Origin of the sequence: Thomasclavelia ramosa DSM 1402 (assembly GCF_014131695.1) — a bacterium.
In the GTDB taxonomy this organism is placed as follows: Bacteria; Bacillota_I; Bacilli_A; order Erysipelotrichales; family Coprobacillaceae; genus Thomasclavelia; species Thomasclavelia ramosa.
Genome location: NZ_CP036346.1, coordinates 1,207,113 through 1,232,517, shown reverse-complemented (window position 1 = coordinate 1,232,517; position 25,405 = coordinate 1,207,113). Strand labels below are relative to the sequence as shown.

The 25,405-nt window shown below is 31.1% G+C and carries 22 protein-coding genes and 1 pseudogene; 7 read left to right on the top strand and 16 right to left on the bottom strand.

Annotated elements, in window-relative coordinates; translation table 11 throughout:
* Positions 1–3: 3 nt before the first annotated feature.
* From EYR00_RS05845 to EYR00_RS05825, 6 genes are all read right to left on the bottom strand, one after another.
* Positions 4–1,173, bottom strand: a complete 1,170-nt coding sequence (locus EYR00_RS05845) for an aldo/keto reductase (RefSeq protein WP_081446377.1) — start codon at positions 1,171–1,173, stop codon at positions 4–6.
* 265 nt (positions 1,174–1,438) lie between these two features.
* Positions 1,439–1,912, bottom strand: coding sequence for a DUF1648 domain-containing protein (locus EYR00_RS05840; RefSeq protein WP_003537887.1), 474 nt, complete (start codon positions 1,910–1,912; stop codon positions 1,439–1,441).
* Between the two features lie 78 nt (positions 1,913–1,990).
* Positions 1,991–2,761 (bottom strand): Cof-type HAD-IIB family hydrolase, encoded by a 771-nt coding sequence (locus EYR00_RS05835; RefSeq protein WP_003537886.1) that lies wholly within the window; start codon positions 2,759–2,761, stop codon positions 1,991–1,993.
* A 93-nt stretch (positions 2,762–2,854) separates the two neighbouring features.
* The gene (locus EYR00_RS15555) at positions 2,855–3,022 is read right to left on the bottom strand and encodes a hypothetical protein (RefSeq protein WP_167309578.1); all 168 of its coding nucleotides are present in this window, start codon (positions 3,020–3,022) and stop codon (positions 2,855–2,857) included.
* Between the two features lie 59 nt (positions 3,023–3,081).
* Complete coding sequence (locus EYR00_RS15825; RefSeq protein WP_008792977.1) at positions 3,082–3,204, bottom strand: hypothetical protein; 123 nt, start codon at positions 3,202–3,204, stop codon at positions 3,082–3,084.
* Positions 3,205–3,746: 542 nt separating this feature from the next.
* Positions 3,747–4,883, bottom strand: coding sequence for a glycerate kinase family protein (locus tag EYR00_RS05825; RefSeq protein ID WP_003537882.1), 1,137 nt, complete (start codon positions 4,881–4,883; stop codon positions 3,747–3,749).
* Between the two features lie 127 nt (positions 4,884–5,010).
* On the opposite strand from EYR00_RS05825, the gene EYR00_RS05820 reads away from it, so the two are divergent.
* Entirely contained in the window at positions 5,011–6,051 is a 1,041-nt protein-coding gene (locus EYR00_RS05820) for a CdaR family transcriptional regulator (RefSeq protein ID WP_008792975.1), read from the top strand.
* Between the two features lie 24 nt (positions 6,052–6,075).
* On the opposite strand, the gene EYR00_RS05815 is transcribed toward EYR00_RS05820, so the two are convergent.
* The 3 genes from EYR00_RS05815 to tig all read right to left on the bottom strand — a co-directional run bounded on the left by EYR00_RS05815 (position 6,076) and on the right by tig (position 8,310).
* Complete coding sequence (locus EYR00_RS05815) at positions 6,076–6,819, bottom strand: SDR family oxidoreductase (protein WP_003537880.1); 744 nt, start codon at positions 6,817–6,819, stop codon at positions 6,076–6,078.
* Positions 6,820–6,874: 55 nt separating this feature from the next.
* Complete coding sequence (locus EYR00_RS05810; protein ID WP_003537879.1) at positions 6,875–7,216, bottom strand: hypothetical protein; 342 nt, start codon at positions 7,214–7,216, stop codon at positions 6,875–6,877.
* A gap of 140 nt (positions 7,217–7,356) precedes the next feature.
* Positions 7,357–8,310, bottom strand: a complete 954-nt coding sequence (gene tig / locus EYR00_RS05805) for a trigger factor (RefSeq protein ID WP_003537878.1) — start codon at positions 8,308–8,310, stop codon at positions 7,357–7,359.
* Between the two features lie 384 nt (positions 8,311–8,694).
* On the opposite strand from tig, the pseudogene EYR00_RS16070 reads away from it, so the two are divergent.
* Positions 8,695–8,820 (top strand): annotated as a pseudogene (locus tag EYR00_RS16070) (hypothetical protein); the annotation flags it as partial.
* Between the two features lie 285 nt (positions 8,821–9,105).
* A complete protein-coding gene (locus EYR00_RS05800) occupies positions 9,106–9,615 on the top strand; it encodes a transposase (protein ID WP_227166741.1) in 510 nt (169 codons plus the stop codon).
* 300 nt (positions 9,616–9,915) lie between these two features.
* On the opposite strand, the gene EYR00_RS05795 is transcribed toward EYR00_RS05800, so the two are convergent.
* Positions 9,916–11,106, bottom strand: a complete 1,191-nt coding sequence (locus EYR00_RS05795; RefSeq protein ID WP_003537876.1) for an MFS transporter — start codon at positions 11,104–11,106, stop codon at positions 9,916–9,918.
* A 429-nt stretch (positions 11,107–11,535) separates the two neighbouring features.
* Between EYR00_RS05795 and gpmA the strand changes: the two genes are divergently transcribed.
* The 4 genes from gpmA (at position 11,536) to EYR00_RS05775 (ending at position 16,785) form a co-directional block, all read left to right on the top strand.
* Positions 11,536–12,288, top strand: coding sequence for a 2,3-diphosphoglycerate-dependent phosphoglycerate mutase (gene gpmA / locus EYR00_RS05790; protein WP_003537875.1), 753 nt, complete (start codon positions 11,536–11,538; stop codon positions 12,286–12,288).
* A gap of 328 nt (positions 12,289–12,616) precedes the next feature.
* Positions 12,617–13,231 carry a TetR/AcrR family transcriptional regulator gene (locus EYR00_RS05785; RefSeq protein WP_003537874.1) on the top strand — a complete coding sequence of 205 codons (615 nt, stop codon included), beginning with the start codon at positions 12,617–12,619 and terminating at the stop codon, positions 13,229–13,231.
* A 66-nt stretch (positions 13,232–13,297) separates the two neighbouring features.
* Positions 13,298–15,043, top strand: coding sequence for an ABC transporter ATP-binding protein (locus tag EYR00_RS05780; RefSeq protein WP_003537872.1), 1,746 nt, complete (start codon positions 13,298–13,300; stop codon positions 15,041–15,043).
* Positions 15,044–15,045: 2 nt separating this feature from the next.
* A complete protein-coding gene (locus EYR00_RS05775) occupies positions 15,046–16,785 on the top strand; it encodes an ABC transporter ATP-binding protein (protein WP_040434337.1) in 1,740 nt (579 codons plus the stop codon).
* A 1,104-nt stretch (positions 16,786–17,889) separates the two neighbouring features.
* Here the strand turns inward: EYR00_RS05775 and EYR00_RS05770 are convergent.
* From EYR00_RS05770 to EYR00_RS05745, 6 genes are all read right to left on the bottom strand, one after another.
* Entirely contained in the window at positions 17,890–18,246 is a 357-nt protein-coding gene (locus EYR00_RS05770) for a metal-dependent transcriptional regulator (RefSeq protein WP_003537869.1), read from the bottom strand.
* Between the two features lie 103 nt (positions 18,247–18,349).
* Positions 18,350–20,473 (bottom strand): heavy metal translocating P-type ATPase, encoded by a 2,124-nt coding sequence (locus tag EYR00_RS05765; protein WP_003537868.1) that lies wholly within the window; start codon positions 20,471–20,473, stop codon positions 18,350–18,352.
* A gap of 7 nt (positions 20,474–20,480) precedes the next feature.
* Positions 20,481–20,708 (bottom strand): DUF6110 family protein, encoded by a 228-nt coding sequence (locus tag EYR00_RS05760; RefSeq protein ID WP_003537867.1) that lies wholly within the window; start codon positions 20,706–20,708, stop codon positions 20,481–20,483.
* Positions 20,709–20,844: 136 nt separating this feature from the next.
* A complete protein-coding gene (locus EYR00_RS05755) occupies positions 20,845–22,584 on the bottom strand; it encodes an ABC transporter ATP-binding protein (protein WP_003537864.1) in 1,740 nt (579 codons plus the stop codon).
* Entirely contained in the window at positions 22,581–24,344 is a 1,764-nt protein-coding gene (locus EYR00_RS05750; RefSeq protein WP_003537863.1) for an ABC transporter ATP-binding protein, read from the bottom strand. The genes EYR00_RS05755 and EYR00_RS05750 overlap by 4 nt, the downstream gene beginning before the upstream one ends.
* Positions 24,345–24,427: 83 nt before the next feature.
* A complete protein-coding gene (locus EYR00_RS05745) occupies positions 24,428–25,381 on the bottom strand; it encodes a helix-turn-helix domain-containing protein (protein WP_003537862.1) in 954 nt (317 codons plus the stop codon).
* Between the last annotated feature and the right edge of the window lie 24 nt (positions 25,382–25,405).

Sequence of the window (25,405 nt, the reverse complement as noted above, 5' to 3'; positions counted from 1 at the left end):
GCTTTAATAACCAAAAATTGCTACTGCTGCTTTCATTTTTTCAATAATCTTAACATTGAATGGGCAATTTTTTATACATACCCCACATTCAATACATTCACTTGCATGATGAGCTAAAACTTCATAATGTTCTCTAACTGTTTCTGGTACTTCCCCTTGAGCAACACATAAATCTGCAAATTTATTTACATCAGCTATATTAATGCCTTTGACACATGGAGCACAATGTCCGCAATATACACAATTTCCTTCAAATGAATGTTTTGGTATATTAGCTAAAACATTAGCAAAATCTTTTTCTACCATACTTGCATCTTCATAAGCTAATGCCTCCATCATCTCTTTAATACTATGACTTCCTGCCATGATCGAAGCTACTCCCGGTCGCGTTAAACAATAATGAATACACTGTAACGGTGTCATTTTAACCTTAAACGGCGATAACTTTTCATCTAATAAATCTCCCCCTCCAAATGCTTTCATCACAGTTAATGCAACTCCTTTAGTTTGGCACAATTCATACAATTCTTGACGGACTGGATCAATATTAAAAAGCGGTTCCGCATACCTTTCATCATCCCACAAATCATCAACATTTTCAGATGGAGGCAACATATCATAACAAGGATTAATTGAAAACAGTATTACATCAACTAATCCTGTCTTAACAGCTTCAATTGCAATAAGTGGATTATGAGAACTAATTCCAATATGTTTAATAATTCCACGTTTTTTTAAACCCTTTACATACTCAATTACTTCACCATTAAAAACTTCTTCAAAATCTTTTTTAGCATCAATGTAATGGATCATTCCAATATCAATATAGTCAGTCTGCAGTCTTGCCAGCAAATCTTCAAACCCAGCTTTTACTTCATCCATTTTACGAGTTCTCAAATACTGTTCATTTTTCCAAAAAGTACATATATGCCCTTCAATAATCCACTTTTCACGTTTACCAGCTATCGCTTTACCAAAAGCACTCCGCCCATGTGGGTTTGATGAAAAAAAATCTATAAAATTTATTCCCATTTTTGAAGCCTGAGCAACAAATTTCTTAACTTGATCAGTATCCATTTTCATAAATCCTTCACAGCCTAAACCTATTTCACTAACTTTTAAACCTGTTCTTCCTAATTCCCGATATTTCACTTTTACCACCTCAAAATACATTGTACTACCTAAAGTGAACTTTAGGTCAACCATTATTTATAATAAAAGGATATATTTCTGTAAACTATCGTCTACAGAAAAGACATAAAATATAAAGGAATGCTATCAATATATTATTTTTGTACAAAAAAAATGTATTAGACACGGAAATAATTTTTTTACAGAAGAACACTATTAAAAGCGATAGTTCAATTTATTATTAAAAACAAATATCATTTTCGTATTTTTAATAAGAGATTAATACACCCTTAATTATTAGGTAATTTCATCGAGCTCTATAAATCATTATACCATAAACTATCATTGAACCAAATGTAATAATTAGAAAAAGCGGTGTAAACCATTTTGGCAAATTAATCATCAAAGTCGTATACAGTGTTAAAAACATAAATATTGTGGTGATACATAATTTCAGGGTTACTATCATTCCTTTTATTAATTGATAAACATGTTTTTGATTTTCCTTAGTAATAGCTACACCAGTATTCCACGTTTTAGGAAAATGTTCTATTACTGATAATCCCGCAAACATTATGATTCCAACAAAATAAACTATCCATAGCCCTGACTTACTTGTCCATCGATTGATTACTCCAGCACTATCATAATGTCCTGGAATTTGATCCGGGATCATCGTCCAATTAGTTACCAAAAAGACTAGTGTTCCTGTCAATATTATTATACAAAGAAGATTTACTATTTTATGATATCTAGTTGAAGGCACTTTAATTTCATCCATTTTAATCACCTCTTACAAACAATATTATACTCCCTTGAAATATCACTTTCATCATTAATGATAAGTCATCATCTTATTTTAAAGAATACTGAAATACTGCAGTGCTTTTAAAATTCCATCTTCGTCTACATCAGCAGTCACATAATCAGCAATTTCTTTAACTTTATCATTACCATTTTCCATTGCCACTGATAATGCCACATGTTGTAACATCTCAATGTCATTCCCACCATCACCAAAAGCCATTGTTTCATTACGATCAATATGGTAAAAATCTAAAAACTTATCAATTCCATTTTGTTTTGTTCCTCCTTTGGGAGAAACATCACAAAAAAGTGGATGCCATCGCGCAGAAATACAATTAGGCATAATCTGCATTAATTTTTGTTCTTCCCGCTCATCAATAAAGCACATACATTGATAAATTTTTTTATTAACTACATCACTACAATCACCAGCTGGATGATCATCATTCAAAGTAATGCGATGAATTTCATCAACTCGAGCATCACGAAGATTAAAATATTTATTATGTTCTTCCGTGAACCCACATGGAAAAGGATGGTCTTCTAAATAATTCAAAAGTTTCTGTAAATCATCTCGTTTAATTGTATTTTCATATATTATTTGATTATCAACATAACAATACTGACCATTTAAGGTTATATAGCCATCAAACTCAATCTCATCTAAAATATCTAAACCATCCTTTCCCCGTCCTGTAGCAACAAAAATTTTGATTCCCTTTTCTTTTAGCTTTTTTAACGACTCGATAGTTGAGGCAGGTATTTGATGATTTTTAAAACTCACTAGTGTTCCATCAATATCAAAAAATATCGCTTTTATCATTTCTGTTTCTCCTTTTACTAATTAATATGAGTATATCATTTGTAATTATAATATAAATACTATTTTTATTAACTGAAGTCTAAAACAAAGGAGTTAACTCCTTTGTTTACTACTGCTCAAAAATTCTTTTATAGCAGTGGATGCTGCCACGGCATTTGATAATAACGAAGGATGCTTACCCGTTGGAAAGATAATCATTTTAACAGGTGGATGCTCGTATATAATTTTTTCATATTCTTCTATGATATCACTGTGTAACATCGCATCCTTCCCACTAGTAATTAACAACAATAGTACCTTTAAAGTATTTAAAGGTACTTCTACGGTAAACCCAAATCAATTCGTCTTAACAGTGCCTCAGTATCTTGATTCACCAAAGTCTCCCAATTATCACTTTGACACCATTGATAAAATTGTCTTGCTGCAAGATTGTTTATTGCCATGACCCACTCCTCGATTAATGCTTTGGCAAATCCCCGACGAAGAGTTCGCCCATCAAAACTATCTGCCACTACACAAGTGATTAAATCTGAGCGTCTTAATGCAGCATTAACTGCACCCCAAACACCTCCACTTGTTTCGATTAAAGTAACATCTTTAATATTTAAGGATTCTAATAAAGCGATTAGCTGATCAGCTTCTTGTCACCATAAGTCAGTAGGAAACCTCGCTATTCACTGTAATTTACCATGTCCTAAAAAATCAATTAAAATAAGTTTATACTCATCTTGATATAGTGATAAAATTTATTCAAACACTCCAGCTGATGCTGTATTTCCATGCAAAAACAATAGCGGTTACTCTTCCCCTAACATCTGACAATAAACATTTTTTTCTTGTATTTAAAATATATCATATTCTGCCTCCTGAATTTTTTATCGAGCAAGGCTATAAACAGTAAAGCCCTGCATGCTACTGTTTAATCCAGATTCCCATTCCCATCGCTCCTTTTTGAACAAATTTTATATACATTTATCATATCATCTTATTTTATCTTCCACAAACGAAACACCTGTTCAACAGTAGCTATTAAATTATTTTTAGCATTACTGCTCTCCATTGCTTCCTCTAAAGTTGTAACACCACGAACAATCGGAAAATAAGCATCGATACCTTGGTGATTACATTCATTAGCATCCGCTGTCACACTTCCAGCAAAAGCAATTACTGGCTTATGATACTTCTTCGCTAATTTAGCAACCCCTATTGGAGCTTTACCCATGGCTGTTTGAAAATCAAGACGCCCTTCACCAGTAATAACAATATCAGTATCCTTTATATATTCTTCTAATCGTGTTTCTTCTAAAACAATTTTAATACCTGATTCTAATTGTGCATTTAAAAATGTCAAAAATGCAAAGCCTAGACCACCGGCAGCTCCAGTACCGGGTAGTTCCGGATCAGCGTTAGGATATTTTAATTTCGCTAATTTAGCATAATCATTAAGCCCCTTATCCATTTTTTTTATCATTTCAGCAGTCGCCCCTTTTTGCGGTCCATAAACAGCACTACTCCCTAGTTTACCACATAGCGGATTATTAACATCACAAGCAATTTTAAAAGTACACTCGTTCAACGAAGAAACAACCCCACTGTCATCGATTTCAACTAATTGTTCCAGTCCTTGTGCTCCATATGTTACTTGATTTCCATATTTATCTAAAAAACGGTAACCTAGTGCCTGTAACATTCCTATTCCTCCATCATTTGTGGCACTACCGCCAATCCCTATAATAAAATGCCGACATCCCATTGTAATTGCATCAGCAATAATTTCACCAACACCGTAAGTTGTTGTCAGTAAGGGATTTCTCTGATCTGGAGCTACCAAAGTAATTCCTGCAGCACTCGCCATTTCAATAACTGCCGTCTTCGTTTCTGTAATAATTCCATATTGACAAACTACTCTAGTGCCTAATGGCCCCGTAACTTCAAGAGAACGCATATTTCCATCCATACCCTCGGTTAATGCCTCAACCGTTCCTTCTCCACCATCAGCTAGTGGGCTTACTATTACTTTTGCATCATCATATACATGCTCTATTCCTGCTTTGATTGCTTCTCCAGCTTCAATTGAAGATAAACTTCCTTTTAACGAATCGATCGCAATAACTATTTTCATTATTTTATCCCCCTTGTTTTTCTTAGTTATAATATAACAAATTATTTTTATAAATAATATGTTATAATTAACATGTTATTTAAATAAAATGCATATTTATTTAGTACTTATACCAAAGGAGGATTATATGTATATTAATAACCAATTAGCTACTCAAATCGTTGAAACAGTTAAAGATATTTGTGACCACGATATTAATTTTATTGATTGTCAAGGAATTATCTATGCCAGTACAGATATAAAAAGAATTGGTTCCTTCCATGAAGCTGGTCTTTTAGCCATCAAGGAGAAAAGAATTATCGAAGTGTATGATGATACTAGTTTTAATGGTAGTCTTCAGGGAGTTAATTTACCAGTCTATTACCACGATCAAATTATTGCTGTTATTGGAATCAGTGGTAAACCTGATAAAGTAAAAAAATATGCCTATTTAGCACAAAAAATCACAAATCTATTAATTCGAGAAAAAGAGCTGAATGAATTTAATCGTAGCCAGGCTGAAAAAATGCATTATCTGTTACAATCATTACTGGACCAAGAAAACCTTGACTCCCAATATTTTTCAGATATGTTAAAATATTTTCAGTTAGATTTAAAAAACAATTATCGTCTTTTGATTATTTTAGCAAAACGGCTCGTAAATGAGCAGTCTATTATCCAAGAACTTCATAGCTTAGCCATTCCGGTATATCACTATCAGTACCCCAATCGTTTTCTAGCAATAATAGATGCTGATTACTTTAATAGATGTGAATATAAGCTCAAAAAACTTGCCGGTAATCAGGTTTCAATAGCTGTTGGTAAACAAATTCCTTTAATAAAACTTAGTGAATCTTATCATTCTGCCTTAATTGCTCTAAGAAATATTCAAGACCATCAATATATTAACTATGATGTGTTAACACTTGAAATTATTCTTCAATCAATATCCATTTATGACAAAAAAGACTATCTAAATAAAACAATTGCAATGTTATCATTAGAAGATTTAAATTTATTACACATATATTTTGAAGAGGATATGTCCTTATTAAATACTGCTAATCGTCTTTTTATCCATAAAAATACATTACAGTATAAATTAGATCGTATCCATAAATTATGTGGTTATAATCCACGAAAATTTCGTGATGCTAATATTTTATATTTAGCTTTAAAATTAAAATAACAAAAATTAGTATACTACTATTTTTTATTCTTCATGATATTGCCAATTCCAGTCACCATGATAAATCATCCGTTTGTTCATTCCGCCATCAATCGTAATCGTTTCTCCGGTAATAAAATCTTGCCCACATAAAAATAAAACCATTTTAGAAATATCCTTTGGTGTTCCTACTTTCCCAGCCGGTAGAGAAGCCTTATCAAGTTCACCAAAATTTTCTATTTCATCAACATTGATCCATCCGGGAGCAATACAATTAACTAATACGTCAGGACCCAGTGATATCGCTAATGCATGTGTTAAAGCTACGATTCCACCTTTTGCACTGGCATATGCCTCACTATCGGGCTCTGACTGAAACGCTCGTGAAGAAGCAATATTAATAATCTTTCCTTTATTTTTAATTAATTCTTCTTTACACAATCGACTTAATTCATAAGGGGCTTTTAAACCTATTGAAAGTACATAATCAAAAGTATTATAATCAATATCCGATAATATTCCCCTCATCCCTTTACAGGCATTATTAACTAATACATCAATTCGTCCTAACCTTTTTTTAGCAAAATCAACATAATTTTTCAATGTATCTGGATTTGCTACATCACCGTAATAATAGTATAAATCATGATATTCACTTTCAAAGCGTTTTGATGCCTCTTCATTAATATCTATGAAACATACTTTATCCCCTTGCCTTAAAAAATCCAAACAAATTTGTTTTCCAATCCCATGAGCGCCACCCGTAATTAAAATACCACGTTGCATCATCAATTCCTCCTTTATTATCGTTTTTACTTTCCTAAATACTTCTAGTTCCTAGAATTCAACATCCATAGCTTGCTATTTTCCACTCACCATGCATGTTAACTTCCAAAATTAAAAAAAATTTATCACAAATACTGTTAATCTCTAAATTTTCGATACCAATTGTCTCGTCAACCTTGATTTTACCATAAACAATAATTTTCCCACTATCAAAATTTTGATTTTGCTCATTTGTTTCATCAAAAGATAATTCCAATAAGGTGCAATTTGCAAATTCCATTTCAATTTCATCCATAGCTGCATTGATTTCAATTTGATTATATCGTGTTTCTGTTTTAATTTCTCGACTCACAGCTGTTTTACATCCACATAAAATAATACTAATTAAAATTTTTTTCATATAACCCTCGATTTAAATTATCAACTTTTTCTAATTATAACAATTATTTTTCATCTTGGATTAAGTAACTGTACAATCTTCATACTTATTATAAAAAAAGAATTATGATATCTTAATAAAGATATCAATAATTCTTTCTATTATACTTCAATAAAAACAGTGTTATCCATAATTAATCGGCTTGCTTTAATTCTATTTAAATCACGTTTCAAACTTTCAATATCAATTTGATTTAAAACATCTTCTTTAGACACTTGATTATGTGCGGCAATTGCTTCTACTTGTTGATTTGCTTCTTCATCACTAGTCTCTAAATTTTCAATCGCCACAATTTCATCAATAATGGCTTCAAAAGTTGCTTGTTGTTTAGCTGAAGGTGCTAATTGTTGTAATAATGTCTCTTGATTCATTCCCATCATTTGTAAATATTGTTCTAATTGCATTCCTTGACTAGCAAGTTCCATACTGATATGTTGAAGTTGTTGTTGCAGCGCTTTTTCAATATCACTTTCCTCTACTTCTACTTCACAGTCATCAATTAATTTTCCTAATGCTGCATTTTCTTTAGCAGCCATAAATGCCTGTTCATGTTGGGCTTCTAAAGATGCTTTTATATTATCGCGCAATTGATCAATCGTTTCGATTCCAGGTGCATTTAGTGATGCTACAAACGCATCATTTAACTCAGCTTCTTTTTTCTCTTCAATTTTATGAACAGTTACCTTAAAAACAACATCTGCTCCAGCAAGATCTGCAGCTCCATAATTTTCTGGAAAAGTTAAATTTAATTCTCTTGTTTCACCTTTTTTCATCCCAATCATTTGTTCTTCAAATCCAGGAATAAATTGACCAGACCCGATTTCTAGTTGAAAACCTTCAGCTTTTCCACCATCAAAAGCAACTTCATCTTTAAAACCTTCAAAATCAATAGTTGTTACATCGCCATTAGTAACATCACCATCTTTTTCGATTAGACTTGTACTTTGAGCAACTAAACGTTGAATCTCATTATCTACCTCTGTATCAGCAACAGGTTGTTTTGTTACTTCTGCCTCGATTCCTTTATAATTGCCTAACTTAATTACTTTACTCATATATTTCCTCCTATTCGCAATATTAAGATTCTAACATAAATATCAAAGTAACTTAAGTATTAATTAGATTTTATTTTATATTATTAAAATAAAATTTATTTTTCTATATAAACAGTGTTGATCTAGCATTTTAAAGGTATAACAAAATTTTGTAGGGTTTTTCATTTTCTTGCTTTAACATAAGTAGGTTTTTTCAACATTAAAAGGGTTCCTTGTTATAATTATTTTGTCTAGATATAAGTATAACCAGAGAAGCCCTTATCAAAAATTTTATCATTAATTTATTAGATTTAAAACAAGAAGAGGTAGAGAACATTGAGACAGTAAGAAACTCAACCACAAATATTGTTATATGTACATCTTAATGGATAACCTTGCAGATGTCCTCAATGTCTTAAACTAACTTCTAAAGTAAAAGAATATAAAAAAAGAAAATATGTTTATCAAATCATAAATGCTACTGATACATATATTAATTACGAATTAAGAAGAATGATATGTCCTTACTGAAGGAAAACATTTAATGAACCAAATTCTTTTGATAAGAGTTATAGTTCTATTACAAATGTTACATTAATTTCTATATTAAATGATCTTAAACATTATACAGCTACTTACTCATCTATTGCCAAATGCTATAACGTTAGCCCTTCAACAGTAGTAAGAATATTTGATAATCATGTTCAATTAAAAAGACACCACTTACAAGAAATCATATGTATAGATGATTTCTATTTCGACAGACGTTCTAAATATAAATATGCATTTATGATTATGGGATTCAAAAACTAACTTATCCTAGATATCGTTGAATCTAGATGTGAAGAGAAACTTAATGATTATTTCTTCTCCATTCCTAAGAGTGAACGTGATAAAGTAAAATACATTTCTATGGATATGTATAATCATTACCGCACTTTAATGAGACTATATTTTCCTAAAGCTATAATATGTATTGACAGTTTCCATATTTTAAAGAAGATTACAGATTGTCTAAATTCAGTTAGGAAAAGGATATTAAGACGTTACAAAGATAGTCAAGAATACAAATTATTAAAATATAGATACGAACTGCTTTTAAAGAGTGGCGATAAAATAAATGATGAAAAGTACTTTTTTGATCGTACATTAGGTTATACAACTAGTGAAGCAGGAGTATTAGAATGTGTTCTTTCTATAAACAAAGAATTAAAAATGGCTTATAATTTAAAAGAAGATTATCGTGTATTTAATGATGTTAAAGAAAATGAATATAATGAAGAAGAATATCTAACGGATGTATTGAAGGAAAAAATAATTATGTAAAAAAGATTCTATCTAATGTAAATGGAATGACCAATTTTGACAGAGCTAGAAATAGAATTATGTATTCTCAGAATCTTTTAGATACGTATACAATTTCTATTAATAAAAACAAATCAAGAAAAACAAAAACAAATAAAAAATGAAATAATACTATATCTAGACATAAAAAAGTAGGATAATTATTGAAGATTATACATCTTCTAACCCTACTTTTTGTTAAAGCTTTTTGTTTAGTACCCTATATTATTTTAAAGCACCATTTTAAATAACTAAACCGACACTTTCATTAATTCTATAAAATTATACTTTTTCAACAGACATTACTACAATTACCGCACCTATTAATGATAGAACAGCACTAATTAACAGTACTTGGCTAACACCAACTGAATCTAGTAACATCCCACCAATCAAGTTACCAAAAACCCCTGCTACTGTCATTGAAGTAGTCACAAATGATTGACCTTTAACCATATCTTGTGGGGCAATTTTACAATTCACATAATAAACAGATGCCGGAATAAATAAAGCATAAGCCCCCATTTGGAAAGCTTGAGCTATATAGATCATTGTCATTCCATCTGCAAAATAAGTAATCACATGTTTTACTAAGAATAGAATAATAGAAATTTTAATTAACGTTCCACAATTAACTTTTTTACTAAGCTTCGTAAAATATGCCATTGTCGGTAATTCTAACATCGCTGCTAAAAATACAGCATTTCCCATATCACTACTATTACCGCCTACATTAGTAATTATTTGGATAAAGAAATTATTAATAATTGTATGGGCAAAATAAACAAAAACAAACCCTAATAAAAATACAATAAATTTTTTATATTTACCAGCAAATCTTAGCAAACCTTCATTATTTACTGCAACTTCATCCTCGTCATTTGTCTCAACTGCAACTTCGATTTGTTCACTTTTTGGCAATACATAGCCATGAACAACAATAAATAATAGTGCATTAAAGACAACATAACATACTGGTAATAAATCCGGACTAAAAGCATCAACTGCATGTCCTAATACCATTGATGCAACAGCGTAAGCAACAGACCCCAGCCCTCGAGCCAAGCCATAATTCACTTGAATTCCATACTTTTCAAAAACAAATGCCAAAGTATTCATTAGCGGCATTATCGTTGTCATTAATGAAAAGATTGATACAATCAAAATAAAAATAATTGCCTGATTACTTGGAACTACTAATAAAATTGCAGATAAAGCAATTGCTATTGCAACGATAGTTGTAATAATTTTACGAATTTCAATCTTTTGATTCTTATCAGCAAAAGTTGCTAATGCCGGTTGCATGAACACCGCTAAAATATTGCATAGGGACAAAATTATACCAATTGTTGAATTACTAAAACCTTTGTGCAATAGGTATACTGAGGCATATCCCATCATTGCGGCAAAGGTTGCAAAATAAAATACTTGACTGGCTACATACTTGATATTTAAACTTTTTACTCTACTCATTTTCCTACCTCATTAAATCGCTTTCATTATTTCTAATATATCATTATTTTTAATATTAAATCCAGCATTTTCAAAAGTTGAAAAGTCGCTTTCATCAATATTAATCGATACCGGCATTTTTATTTCCAATGTTACTAAAATATTATCATATTTTTATATATATTTTCATTGATAATCAAAAAGCCACATCAGTGCTTGCTGTTACTATAACCATTCCCTCACTCTCTAACTTCTCAAGCCTATAAAATTATTATAACTAAAAATCATTTCAAATGAAATCTTAATCTTTTCAGTCAGTAAAATCAGATTAATTCTTTTGTGAAAAATATTGTAACAGCTTGCTTTTATTATCATCTTAGTTGACAAATTTTGTTCATTGGAATATTATACAAATATAGTTAGCTTAAGCTAACTAAAAGGAGAGATATTATGAAACTAGTATTAGTACGTCATGGAGAAAGTGACTGGAATAAATTAAATCTTTTTACAGGATGGACAGATGTAGATTTAAGCCAAACTGGCCATCGAGAAGCAATACAAGCAGGCACGATTTTAAAAAATGAAGGTTATGAATTTGATGTATGCTACACTTCTTATCTGAAAAGAGCCATTCACACATTAAATCATATATTAGATGAAATGGATCTCTGCTGGCTGCCTGTCAATAAAAGCTGGAAACTAAACGAACGTCATTATGGTGCTTTACAAGGATTAAATAAAGCGGAAACTGCAGAAAAATACGGTGAAGAACAGGTGAAAATTTGGCGTCGTTCATTTGATGTACTGCCACCAGCTTTAAATATAAATGATAAACGCAGCGCGCAAAAGCAGGCAATGTATCGAAATATTGACTCTGCTCTTTTACCAGCAGGTGAGAGCTTAAAAACAACAATTGAGCGGGTTATTCCTTATTTTAATGAAACAGTAAAAAAAGATATGCAGGCTGGTAAACGAGCCTTAATTGTTGCACATGGTAATTCATTAAGAGCGTTGGTTAAATACTTTGATAAGTTAAGTAACGAAGCAATCATGAATATTAATATTCCAACTGGAATTCCTTTAGTATATGAATTTGATGATGAATTTAAAGTAATAAAACATTACTATTTAGGTGATGAAACGTTATTAAAAGAGAAGATCGATGCTGTTGCTGATCAGGGTAAAAAACTAGTTACTGTTTAATTATGATTGAAACATTGATCCTTTTAGCATTATTGCTAAGTTTAATTTTCTATATTAAAGCTTATTTAAAAAAAATTCTTTTAAAGCGTTATCATCAATAAAGCACATATACTTGAAATACCTCTAAATTAAATAATCCTCAAAAAGTCAACTTATACATTATTCAAAAGTTGGCTTTTTTATTTATTCCAATTAAATTTTTATAAAAACAAATTTATTACTTTCAACCTAAAATTTTATTGTAACGATTGACATCAAGTGCAATTACTTTTATACTGATAATTAGATTATCGATAATTTAATTATCAGTATAAAAGGAGGCGATAAATTGTCAAAACCCGATAAATCTATTGATCCAAGAATTTTAAAAAGTGCTAAAGAAGAATTTTTATCACAAGGTTATGAGAAAGCTTCTTTGAAAACAATCTGTGCAAATGCAAAGGTTACTACAGGGGCACTTTACAAACGCTATAAAAGTAAAGAGGAATTATTTACAGCAGTAGTTACCCCTACTTTAGAAGCTTTAAATGAAGTCGCTGACAACCGTAGGATCAATTTTGAAACAGTTACAGAATTTGAATTAATTGAAGCCTGGAATATGAATAACGATGTAATGTTATGGTGGTTTAAATTTTTATATAGCCATTATGATGGCTTTATTCTATTACTATCATGCTCACAAGGTACTTCCTTTTCTAATTTTACTCACGACTGGGTTGAAAAAATGTCCATCTATACTTATGAATATTATCTTGAAGCTAAAAATCGAGGAATTTTTACTACGGAAATCAGTAAAACGGAATTTCATACTCTACTATCTTCTTTTTGGACTACGATCTATGAGCCATTCATCCATGGTTTTAGTTGGGAGCAAATAGAGAATCATTGCCAAATTGTCTGCCATTTCTTTAACTGGTACCAAGTTCTTGGATATACACGTTAAACTCCCTAGATGGGAGTTTTAAAAAAAACTTAGGTTAGCTAAAACTAACCAGAAAGAAGGGATTACATGCTTAAAAAAGTATTAGAATACGCTGGTGATTATCGAAAAAAAACTTATCAAGCTATTGCCACAATGCTGATTGGAGTAGGAATGAATATCTTACCATTTCTTTTTATCTATCAAATTATTACACCTTTAATCATGCATCAGCAAATAAGCACTCATTATATTATTTTTAGAGTTATTGCCATTGCAATTTCACTTATCTTATATGCCGTTTTTTATGTTAAAGGTCTTGCCTTATCACACCAAAGTGCATATCACACATTAAAAAATCTACGAATTTCTTTACAATGCAAACTTGAAAAGCAACCATTAGGAGTTATTCAAGAAAAAGGAGTTGGAGCTCATAAAAAAACTTTTATTGATGATATTGAAGCAATTGAACTACTATTGGCACATGCTTTGCCGGAAGGGATCTCGAACTTAGCTATTCCCCTCTTCATCTATATTGTTATGTTTATTGTTGATTGGAAACTTGCCTTATTATCTTTAGGTTCTCTTCCCATTGGTTTATTAGCGATGGGGGCAATGTTCAAAATTGGTATGAAAGAAATGAGTAATTACTACGCATCTGCACAAAAAATGAATAATACTATTATTGAATATGTTAATGGAATGGAAGTTGTTAAAGTATTCAATCGCGATGGTGAATCATATCATCGTTTTGAAAATGATATACGTGGATATCGTGATTTCACTCTTGCCTGGTACAAAGCTTGTTGGCCATGGATGGCACTCTATAATAGTATTTTACCATGTGTAGCTTTACTTACTCTACCATTTGGATCTTGGTTAGTTCTTCACAACTATTCGAGTTTACCTGACTTAGTTCTTATTCTTTGCTTATCATTCGCAATTGGTACTCCGCTTTTACGGGCTTTGGCGTTTGTCTCAACTTTACCACAAATCAGTTATAAAATTGAGTCTCTTGAAAAAATGTTAAGTGCACCGCCACTACAACAAACATCTGATTGTTTTAAAGACAGAAACCATCATATCAGCTTTGATAATGTTAGTTTTGCATACAATAATAATGTAGTTTTACATAATATTAACTTAGAAATTAAAGAAGGCTCACTAACGGCTTTGATTGGGGAATCTGGAAGTGGAAAAAGCACATTAGCAAAACTGCTTGTTCATTTTTATGATGTCCATTCAGGTTCGATCAAAATTGGAAATCAAGATTTACGACAAATGAGCATTGAAACGTTAAATAATCAAATTGCCTATGTATCACAAGAACAATTTCTATTTAATACAACTTTGATGGAAAATATTAGAATGGGACGGCTTGATGCTAGTGATGAAGAAGTTTATCAAGCAGCTAGTAAAGCACAGTGTGATGAATTTTTAAGCCGTCTTGAATTAGGAATTCATACTTTGGCAGGTGATGGAGGAAAACAATTATCCGGTGGTGAACGACAAAGAATTTCTCTTGCTCGGGCAATTCTCAAAGATGCTCCAATCATTGTTCTTGATGAAGCTACTGCATTTATGGATCCAGAAAATGAAGAAAAAATGAATGCCGCAATTGCAGAAGTTATCAAAGATAAAACTGTTATTGTTATTGCCCACCATCTACATTCAATTATCAATGCACATCAGATTTGTGTACTTAAAAATGGCTATTTAAACGCAGTAGGAACTCATCAAGAACTTATAGATACTTGCCTTGAATACCAAAAGTTATGGACCATGGCAAATAATAGTGCTAATTGGAGAGTTAGTCATAATCAAGGAGGTAATTAATTATGATCTCATTAATGTCACGAATCCTTGCTATCGCCGGAAAATATCGTCGCAATATTAAAATCGCTTTTATTTTCTCGTTTTTAAAATCAATGTTAGCAAAATCCCCAATCGGACTAGCATTTATTGCTTTTAATGCTTTTTATAATAATAAAATGTCTGATCGATTATGTTTTCTGCTTGGTATTACATTAATAGTTTGTGTTTTATTTCAAGCAGTTTTTCAAAATATTTCTGATCGTTTACAAGGTGATTCTGGTTATCGAATTTTTTCAGATATGCGCATGGAATTAGGCCGTCATCTTAGAAAATTGCCAATGGGTTACTTTACTGAAGGAAATATTGGGAAAATTAGTTCAGTATTATCTACGGATATGGTCTTTATAGAAGAAAATTGTATGACCGTGATTGCTGACATGATGAGCTATATTTTTGCTGAAATTATTATGATCATCTTTATGTTCTATTTAAATATTTGGTTGGGGATACTTTCATTGTTAATTGCTGGAGCAATCCTATGGTTAGGTAAAGCGATGGAACAACAAACATTAGAACATTCAACTATCAGACAAGAACAAAGTGAAAAACTCACTAATGCTGTACTTGATTTTATTGAGGGTATTAGTATTATTAAAACTTATAATCTGTTAGGTGAAAAATCAGCTGAACTTTCTAATAATTTTAAAGAGAGCTGCCGAACTAATTTAGAATTTGAAGAAACACATGCTCCCTGGCAACGTTGGCTAAATATTATTTATGGTTTAGGAATAGCTGCTATTTTAGCACTCTCATTATATCTACAAACTCAAAATTTACTAACTGTTCCTTACTTGATTGGAGTAACTTTATTTGTATTTGACTTATTTGGTCCACTTAAAGCGTTGTATAGTCAAAGTACACGGTTAACTGTAATGAGTAGTTGTATGGATCGTGTCGAAGATGTCTTAGCTCAAAAAGAACTGCCTGATGATGGTATGGAAGTAATTCCAGAACAAAGTGATCTACCAGAAATAAAATTTAAAAATGTTAGTTTCTCTTATGATAAAAAAGAAGTATTACACAATATAAATTTTACATTAGAAAAAAATAAGATGCTTGCTCTTGTGGGTCCATCAGGAGGCGGTAAAAGTACGATTGCTAATCTATTAACACGTTTTTGGGACGTTGATAGCGGGTCAATAAACATCCGTGGAACAAATATCAAAAACGTTAAACTTGCTGATTTAATGAATCATATCAGTATGGTTTTCCAACGTGTTTATTTATTTCAGGATACTATCTATAATAATATTAGCATCGGACGACTTGAGGCTACGGAAAAAGAAGTCATTGAAGCAGCTAAAAAAGCTCGGTGTTATGATTTTATCATGGCACTGCCAAATGGTTTTCAAACAATTATTGGGGAAGGTGGTACAAGCCTTTCCGGTGGTGAAAAACAACGAATTTCAATTGCTCGATGTATTTTAAAAGATGCTCCTATTATTATCCTTGATGAAGCAACTTCCAGTATTGATGGTGATAACGAAAATTATATCCAAGAAGCAATTACACAGTTATGTCAAGGAAAAACCTTATTAGTAATAGCACATCGTTTAAACACTATTCGCTACGCAGATAAGATTCTTGTCATAGCTGATGGAAAAATTGCACAAAGCGGAAGCCATAACCAGTTAATCAAACAAACTGGAATATACCAAGATTTTATCAATGTCCGTAATAATACCAAAGGCTGGAGCCAATAAAAACATGACTTATGTCATGTTTTTATTGTTTATTAAGTTAATCAACAAAATAATATAATTATTAAATAAAGTGATGAGTTATTATGAAAAACTACCTATACATCAATTTACTTAGTTGATTCTTTTAATAATGATTTTGGTGAATTTTTATTACCAGAAATCTTAAAATCATTTTATTCTAGCTGTAAAAGTAGATTTATGATAATAAGGTATATTAGAAAATTCTAAAGACCCTGTAAAAAGAATTTATAATTTTTAGCTGATTTGGCTTAGAATTTTTCTTAGTTATATTACCATTAGATTTTTTATCATTTTAAAATCTTTCTCATTTCCTATTGTATCGCTAATGGTGTTATCCATCATGATATTATCCTTTGGAGGCGAGCTCCTGTCTGAATGCTTTAGTATTAACAAAAGACCCAGATACGATTGAAGCAATAATTCATGACTTTGCAGCTGTTGTTGATTTTATAGCTCCATTATTCTTTCTACTATTAAACAGTATTATCCAATTTGGATTCAACCGCATAGCTATTGAAATACTTTTCCTTATTAATTTTATAATCACCTTTATTTTTTTCTCTTTTTTATTATAGATAATAAAGGATAATTTAAAATACATTTGTTACGTATGAATGTTTCTAGCAACGTGCAATTTTAATATGCTTGTATTTCCTTTTCTATTTTATGCAATTAAATCATTATGTTTTTGAACCTGTATATTTTTATCAATAACGGCTATGATATGTTTAGAGGTGAGTGACATTAAATATCAAAACTTACATGAATTAATCCAGCGCAGTTCTAGTTCTCGCGAATATTTTTTATCATTACCAGTTGATACACAACTAAGATTACATGTGCTTAATGATTATATTCATTCTCTACATCAATTACACATTTATGCTGAAATCAGCAAATAACGAAATTTTCTTATAAAAATATATACCATTAAAATTCAGATAAATGAACGGATAAAATCAAAACCAAAAATATTTGATTTTGTCTTTTTATTTTAAAACATATTAACAGCATTTTTTTAATAAATTTCTATTCAATCAATTTTTACAATATCTATGTTTATACTCAAACAAAAATTCCATGCTAAAAATCTAACAACGTTTTCAACTTTTCAAAACTGTCATCACTAATTCCATGTTCCATTTTACAAGCTTCTATTTCTGCTTGGTTTGAACTTACGCCAGCAGCGATTAAAAGTTTTTTAAAAAAACAGTGTCGTTCATAAATTCTATTAGCAAGTACTTGACCACTCGATGTTAACTTGAGATGACCATCTTTATTTACTTCTAAATAATTTTTATTTCTAAGCTCTTTAACTGCATAACTAATACTTGCCCTAGAATATCCTCGATACACTGCTAAATCAACAGAACGAACGGCTTTATTTTGATTAGATAAAATTAAAATAGCTTCTAAATAATCTTCCAGTGCTTCTCCCATAACCACTTCTCCCTTAAATTTATTAATTTTTTATAGTATAGACATTTATTTATCTTATAATTCAATTGATTATAAAAGCAAGTAAGGAAATCTCCCTACTTGCTTAATTTTCTTTTTTATAAAGAAGCGGTTTTGTTGAGACAGCAGAAAATAGGAATGTTGAAGTATTGTGTAAAAATGCACTTGTATTAGGCTGTAATAATCCAATTAGTCCAGATAAAATTAATAAACTATTAAATGCCACGATATTAGTATAATTATGTTTTATTCTTTGCATTAGTAATATCGAAATCTTTTTAAATTCAACAATTTCATCCAAACGACTTGAAGTCAATGTCACATCTGCTAGTTCACGGGCAATATCGGAACTATCTTGCATTGAAATAGATACATCTGCACTTGATAGTGCCGGAGTATCATTTACGCCATCACCCACCATCACGACTTTTTTACCTTTCGCTTTTAACCGTCTTATATACTCAGCTTTATCTTCTGGTAAAATACCAGCTTTATAATCATCTATTCCTAGTTCATTTGCAATATGCCCTGCAGCGTTTTCACAATCTCCAGTTAACATAATAACCTTTTTAAAACCAATCTCCCGTAAATTATTAATTACATGCTTGGCTTCCGGCTTGAGCGGATCATAAATACTAATGATTCCTGCTAGGCGTTGACCTATTGCTAAATAAATCAATGAACTAGCTCCTTTACTATGTAATTTGCTGATCAACTGAACTATTTCAGGGGGTTTTTCAATCTGTTCATCATCAAAAACAAAATGCTCACTACCAATAATTGCTCTTTGACCATGTAAATTAGTAGCAATACCATGAGCAATAATATATTCTACTTCAGCATGTTCTTCTTGATGTAACAATTCCTCATCTTGGGCTTGCTTAACAATTGCGTTAGCAACACTGTGAGGGAAATGTTCTTCAAGACAAGCTGCAATTCTAAGTACTTCATCACGACTGTAGTCATCTAGTGGTGTTACTTCTTGAACGAATGGAGTCGCATTAGTTAAAGTTCCTGTTTTATCAAAGACAATTGTATCGGCTTGAGCCATCGCTTCAAGATATTTACCACCTTTAACCATGATTGAATGTTTTCCAGCCTCTTGCATTGCACTGATGATAGAAATTGATGTAGTCAATTTAATTGCACACGAATAATCAACTAATAAAATTGAAGTCGCTCTTGTTAGACTTCTTGTCCATAATAGCAATCCAAAGAAGCCAAAAAAACTAAATGGAACAATCGAATCAGCAAGATGTTCAGCTCGCGATTGAACACCAGCTTTTAATGTTTCATTAACATCGATCATATCAACAATTTTATTAATACGACTTTCTTTTTGTAGATTTCTAACTTTTACATAAATTTTTCCTTCTTCTACAATTGTTCCTGCAAAAACAGTATCATCCTTACCAACCGCTTTACTTAGAGGCTCACCAGTAAAACTTGATTCATTGATCAAAGCCTGACCATCGGTTATTTCTCCATCAACAGGGATCATCGTCCCCATGTGAACAATAACTATATCACCTCTTTTTAGAGTATCACTAGGAATTTCTATTTCTGACTCATTTTCTAAGATCCAAACCTTATCTAGATGAAGTGATAATGATTCTTTTAATTGTAAAGTTGTTTTTTTTCTTGTATAGTCTTCTAATAATTGTGATACCGACAATAAAAACATAATATCGCCAGCTGTTTTAAACTGTCTATTAAGCATCGATACAGCGATACTTGTCGCATCAAGAACTGGCACATCAATATGTCCTTTACCTAATGAAGCTAGCCCCTTTTTGAAATATTTAACCGCTAAAACGATACTGCTTAAATATTGTATCGGAGTTGGTAAAAACCACCGAATTGAATAACGGCGAAGCAATAACTTTATAAATTTAGAAGTATAATTTTGGCTAACTTCTTTTTGTGTTATTTCATAAGAATTATACTCCTTGATTGTCGCTAGATATGGTGTTACATCAAATTTTTCTATTTCAAATTGTCGTATTAAAGCTAATAATTCTCTTCTTCTATTTTTATCATAAATAAATAAAATACTTCCTGTTATATCATTAGCTTCGACCTTATTAACCATTTTCCAACGTTCTAATTCATAGCTTAATCCAATTGCTGCAGTTTTTGAAAAAGTATATTTACCATAACGAATTCGCATTCGTCCAGGCATATCATGAACAATTTGATAAGCTTTCATAACCTATCTATTCTCCCTCATTTTTAGCTTTTGCTTCGTAACAAATATCTTTTGCATCTTCCTTGATCGTTTCATAAGTAGCCATCGCATCGTCTTTTAGCTTCATTCCCGAAGCTAAAGAATTAACCGCCATTGTTCTAGCTTTATCGCTTTTTAAAAACTTTGCACCAGCAATCGTTGCTGCAATTCCTCCTACAAAGGATAATACAGTTTTGTTTTTTAATAAATCTTTCATTAATGTTCCTCCTAACTTATTATAAAGATGTTAGTCAAAACTAACACCCTATACTATTAGAATACTCTTTTTTTCGTCATAGTCAATCTAAAGTTATATAAATCTAACAAAAAAACCAGCAATATCTTGCTAGTTTTTATAATTTCCACTCGTTACTCATTTTTTGCAGGTCAACCATTCTTTGATAAACCCCTTCTTTACGTAATAATTGTTCTGGAGTTCCTTGCTCAACTACATGTCCATCTTCTAAAATAATCAACTTAGAGGCATTAGCAATCGTCCTCATCCGGTGAGCAATCATAATGACGGTTCGATTAGCAATCAAACGTGATAACGCTTTTTGTACAAAGGTCTCACTTTCAACATCCAATGAAGCACTTGCTTCATCTAATAAAATAATAGGTGCATCTTTAAGAATTGCTCGAGCTATTGAAATTCGCTGCCGTTGCCCACCTGATAATTTTGAACCATTTTCACCAATAACCGTATTATATCCATCTGGCAGTTTTTCAACAAACTCATCACAAAAAGCTTTTTGAGCTGCTTCCATGACTTCTTCGTCAGTTGCATCTTTTTTACCAATGCGAATATTTTCTAAAATAGTATTATTAAATAAAACAACCTCTTGAAAAACAATAGAAAATTTTGATAATAGTATTTCGGGATCAACTGTAGAAATATCAATTCCACCTATTTTAATAACCCCTTCGTTTAATTCATAAAAACGAGCAGCTAATGAAGCACAGGTTGTTTTACCGCCACCACTATTTCCAATTAAAGCCGTAATTTCATTTTGTTTAGCAACAAAACTTACATCTTCAAGTACCTTTTTTTCAGATTGGTACTCAAAACTTACATTTTTAAATTCAATATCATAGTTACTTGGTTCAAATTTTTCTTCACCAGTTTGAAGGGGATAATTTTCTATTTCATTTAGACGAGCAATTTTAGGATCGCAACTGATAATCGCTGCTAAGTTTTGTAATGTCCCACTAAGAGGATCATAAAGACGAGAAGCAACAATTAAAAATAACATAAAGACTTTCAGATCAATCATTTGATTGATTAGTGATGTTACTCCATAAATGACTACTGTTGCAATTCCTAATTTTAAAATCAATTGTGAACTAACTACAAATAAAGCATTTGTAAGTTCTGTTTTAATTTGACTCTTTTCACAATCATCAATAACTTGATCTACCTCATTAAGATACTGCTGAGTATAGTGATTAGCTTTTAAATCCCTAATTGTCTCCAGCGTCTCTTGAATCTTTTCAGTTCGAACTAATTGTTTTTGACGATCTTTAAATCCAGCATTACTTAATTTTCGTTTAGCCAGAACTACTAATAAAAATGATACAGGAACACACCAAACAGCTGCTAAAGCCATCCTAAAGTCGAAAAAGAACATCGATATAGATAGTAAAAGTGTGGAAGCTATTGACCCAAAGAATTCAGGAATAAAATGTGATAGAGCCTGTTCCATTCCCGTAACATCAGACAAAATTGTTGTTGTTAAATCTGATAAATCACGTTTTGAAAAAAACATTAACGGGAATTTTCGAAGTTTTTCAGCAACACGAATCCTTAATCTTGCACTTTCTTTATAAGTATTATAAAAAGTCATATTATATTGAATATAGTGAGCGATAAAAATTAAGATAACAACTATTACAAATTCAATCAGATACATTGAATATAAGATTGTATTTGAACTGCCATATAGCATTTCTAAAACATCACAAGTAAAATAATATAACACTCCAATTGACATTGCGATTGCTAAATATGATATCGTACATGAAACACAAGCCTTAATTAAATTAACTGCTCCCAAATGGGTTAAAGCAAAACGCTCTTGAACCTTTTTTATCATTCTTGTTCACCTACTTTCCATTCTACTGACTGACAATATTGATGCCACATTTGAGCATATAATCCGTTTTTAATTAATAATTCTTGATGCGTTCCGCTCTCAATAATTTCACCATTATCAACAACATAGATACAGTCAACATTTACAATTGTTGAAAGTCGATGAGCAATCATAATCGTAGTCTTGTCTTTTGCTAATTCCATAATTGCTTTTTGCATTAAGACTTCATTATCACTATCAGCGTAAGCAGTAGCCTCATCTAATAACAAAATTGGAGCATCTTTAACAATGGCTCGTGCTAATGTCAGTCTTTGGGTTTCCCCACCTGATAAATAAACCCCTTTACTACCAATCTTAGTTTCTAATCCTTGATCAAATTTCTCTATAATATCATCACATTGAGCTTTATGAACTGCCGTCTGAATATCTTCAACACTTGCATTTGATCCCATCTTAATATTTTCTTTAAAACTTTTCTTTAAAAGACGACTGTCTTGAAATACGAATGAAATCTTACTCATTAATTCTTTTTCACTAATTTCTTTAACATCGACACCACCAATTTTAATAGTCCCTTTAGTCACATCATAAAATCTCGGTATTAGGGATACTAGCGTTGATTTACCACCTCCACTTTTACCAACAAAAGCAACAATAGAACCACTTTTTATTTTCAAATTAACATCATGAATGACTTCATTTTCACTTTCTGGATAAGTAAAAGAGACATGCTCAAATTCGATATCACTATTGGTGATTTCTTGCAGACTATGCTTATACGTAAACGGCTTTTGATTAATAATTCCTTCGATTCGGTTTAAAGCATCTGCAGCCATCATTGTATTTTCACTTGCAAACATAATTTTATTAGTTGTTACTGCAATAATTGGTGTAAAAATAACATAAAATAAGAAATCTGGCATTAAAGAATTTAAATCAAAACCGTTTAAGATCAATAACATCATTGTGCCAATAATGAAAATGAAAATACTATTGATGAAGGTCGTAAACAAAGTCATTGGGAAACGCATCTTATTTGTATAACCAATTGCAAATTTTTCATAATTATTAATTGATTGATGAAAACGATCAAAAGAAAAAACTGTCTGTTGAAATGTTTTAACAACAGGTATCCCACGAATGTATTCAACTGCTTCATTACTCATTCCTTCAAGTGCATCCATATATGCTTTCATTGATTCCTGTAAGCCAGGACCAATCATTTTAAACATATTTGATAGTGCTAAAATCGTTGGAATTAGTGCAGCTATCCCAAACTTCCAATCAAAAATAAATAAACAGACTATTACCGCACAAACAGTAGTAATCAATTGTGCCATATCCGGTAATTGATGTGCTAAATAAGTTTCTGTTGAAGCTGCAGCTTCATCAATAATTTTTCTTAATTTACCACTTCCTTCTTTAGCAAAATATCCAAGTGGTAATTGAACAGCATGATGTAAAGCTTTTTTACGCATATTTGAAGCAATTCTAAATGCAGCTAAATGTGAGCAAAGTAAGCCCGAAACATACAATAAAATTCCAACTGCAGCAAAAATTAACGCGTACCAGCCGTATTGTATCGCAATACTTCCTTGGGCAAAGTTTGGATACTCTGCCAAAATAACCTCAATAACTTTCCAAATCATAATAAATGGCATTAATAATAAAATAGCACTTATCATTGAAAATACTAAAGAAAGTATTGTTAAATATTTATATTTGCCAGCATAAGCAAATAAAGATTTTAATACTGTCATATTAACCCTCCTTTAGTTAGAATAGACTAACTTTATAAGAGAGTATAACTCCTAAATATTATTACTGCTACTCCATTTTGTTATTATTGCTCCATTTTAAGATGTGATTTACGATATTGCTGGGGTGTCATAGAAGTATATTGATAAAATGCAGCTGAATATTTACTTGGATTAGAATAACCAATCTCATTAGCTATTTCGATAATTGGAATATCGGTATTAATCAGTAGACCTAAACTATACTCTAAACGATATTCTTTATACCACTGATAGATTGGTTTACCGTGAATCTCTTTAAATGCTTTACGAAATGTATGAATATTAATATTGTATTGTTTTACTAGTTTTTCAAGATCATATTTAGCTGAAATATTGTTACTAAGCTCTGTTTTTATTGCCTTGATAATCTCAATTTGTTTTTTTGGATAATAATGCTTTTCATTTTCTAAAATTCCAAAGTCATGATGTGATAAAAATAATAACAGTTCTAACACTTTTATTTTTAGGTAATTCCTCTTTAATTCCTCTTCTATCTCATACATTTCTAAACAAATATGTTCAATTTGAGCAGTAGCACGAAAAATATATACATTATGGCTTTCTTTTAAACGTTTACTGATTAAATCAATATCAATATTGAATTCATCTAATAATTTATTCTCTTTAGCTTTTTCTACTTCAATCAAAATTTCTACACCATTATAATAACCCAATGGAAATGAGTGAGTTAATTTATTTAATGTTCCACCACTAATTGCTAAATCTCCTTGACATAAATATGCATAATAATTTTTATTATACTGACATTCAAATTTACCTTTTAGACAATGATTAATTTCAATATAACGATGCCGATTGAGAGATTGATCAGTCGGAGCAGTAAAACAATGAAAATTATTATATATAACTTGTATCCCTGGATAAATATCTATGCTCGTCATTACTCCCTGTCCATCGATTAAACCTATTTGATACTCTCTTTCATGCTTATTAATAACCTTTTTATCTATAAACGGCAGCTTAATATCTTCAAGCATTAAAATCTCCTCCTTTTAGGTGAA

Excerpts from the sequence above, each read along its gene's own strand:
- EYR00_RS05845 (WP_081446377.1), bottom strand. The coding sequence starts at position 1,173 with ATGTATTTTGAGGTGGTAAAAGTGAAATATCGGGAATTAGGAAGAACA.
- EYR00_RS05840 (WP_003537887.1), bottom strand. The coding sequence starts at position 1,912 with ATGGATGAAATTAAAGTGCCTTCAACTAGATATCATAAAATAGTAAAT.
- EYR00_RS05835 (WP_003537886.1), bottom strand. The coding sequence starts at position 2,761 with ATGATAAAAGCGATATTTTTTGATATTGATGGAACACTAGTGAGTTTT.
- EYR00_RS15555 (WP_167309578.1), bottom strand. The coding sequence starts at position 3,022 with ATGTTACACAGTGATATCATAGAAGAATATGAAAAAATTATATACGAG.
- EYR00_RS15825 (WP_008792977.1), bottom strand. The coding sequence starts at position 3,204 with ATGGCAATAAACAATCTTGCAGCAAGACAATTTTATCAATGGTGTCAA.
- EYR00_RS05825 (WP_003537882.1), bottom strand. The coding sequence starts at position 4,883 with ATGAAAATAGTTATTGCGATCGATTCGTTAAAAGGAAGTTTATCTTCA.
- EYR00_RS05820 (WP_008792975.1), top strand. The coding sequence starts at position 5,011 with ATGTATATTAATAACCAATTAGCTACTCAAATCGTTGAAACAGTTAAA.
- EYR00_RS05815 (WP_003537880.1), bottom strand. The coding sequence starts at position 6,819 with ATGATGCAACGTGGTATTTTAATTACGGGTGGCGCTCATGGGATTGGA.
- EYR00_RS05810 (WP_003537879.1), bottom strand. The coding sequence starts at position 7,216 with ATGAAAAAAATTTTAATTAGTATTATTTTATGTGGATGTAAAACAGCT.
- tig (WP_003537878.1), bottom strand. The coding sequence starts at position 8,310 with ATGAGTAAAGTAATTAAGTTAGGCAATTATAAAGGAATCGAGGCAGAA.
- EYR00_RS05795 (WP_003537876.1), bottom strand. The coding sequence starts at position 11,106 with ATGAGTAGAGTAAAAAGTTTAAATATCAAGTATGTAGCCAGTCAAGTA.
- gpmA (WP_003537875.1), top strand. The coding sequence starts at position 11,536 with ATGAAACTAGTATTAGTACGTCATGGAGAAAGTGACTGGAATAAATTA.
- EYR00_RS05780 (WP_003537872.1), top strand. The coding sequence starts at position 13,298 with ATGCTTAAAAAAGTATTAGAATACGCTGGTGATTATCGAAAAAAAACT.
- EYR00_RS05775 (WP_040434337.1), top strand. The coding sequence starts at position 15,046 with ATGATCTCATTAATGTCACGAATCCTTGCTATCGCCGGAAAATATCGT.
- EYR00_RS05770 (WP_003537869.1), bottom strand. The coding sequence starts at position 18,246 with ATGGGAGAAGCACTGGAAGATTATTTAGAAGCTATTTTAATTTTATCT.
- EYR00_RS05765 (WP_003537868.1), bottom strand. The coding sequence starts at position 20,473 with ATGAAAGCTTATCAAATTGTTCATGATATGCCTGGACGAATGCGAATT.
- EYR00_RS05760 (WP_003537867.1), bottom strand. The coding sequence starts at position 20,708 with ATGAAAGATTTATTAAAAAACAAAACTGTATTATCCTTTGTAGGAGGA.
- EYR00_RS05755 (WP_003537864.1), bottom strand. The coding sequence starts at position 22,584 with ATGATAAAAAAGGTTCAAGAGCGTTTTGCTTTAACCCATTTGGGAGCA.
- EYR00_RS05750 (WP_003537863.1), bottom strand. The coding sequence starts at position 24,344 with ATGACAGTATTAAAATCTTTATTTGCTTATGCTGGCAAATATAAATAT.
- EYR00_RS05745 (WP_003537862.1), bottom strand. The coding sequence starts at position 25,381 with ATGCTTGAAGATATTAAGCTGCCGTTTATAGATAAAAAGGTTATTAAT.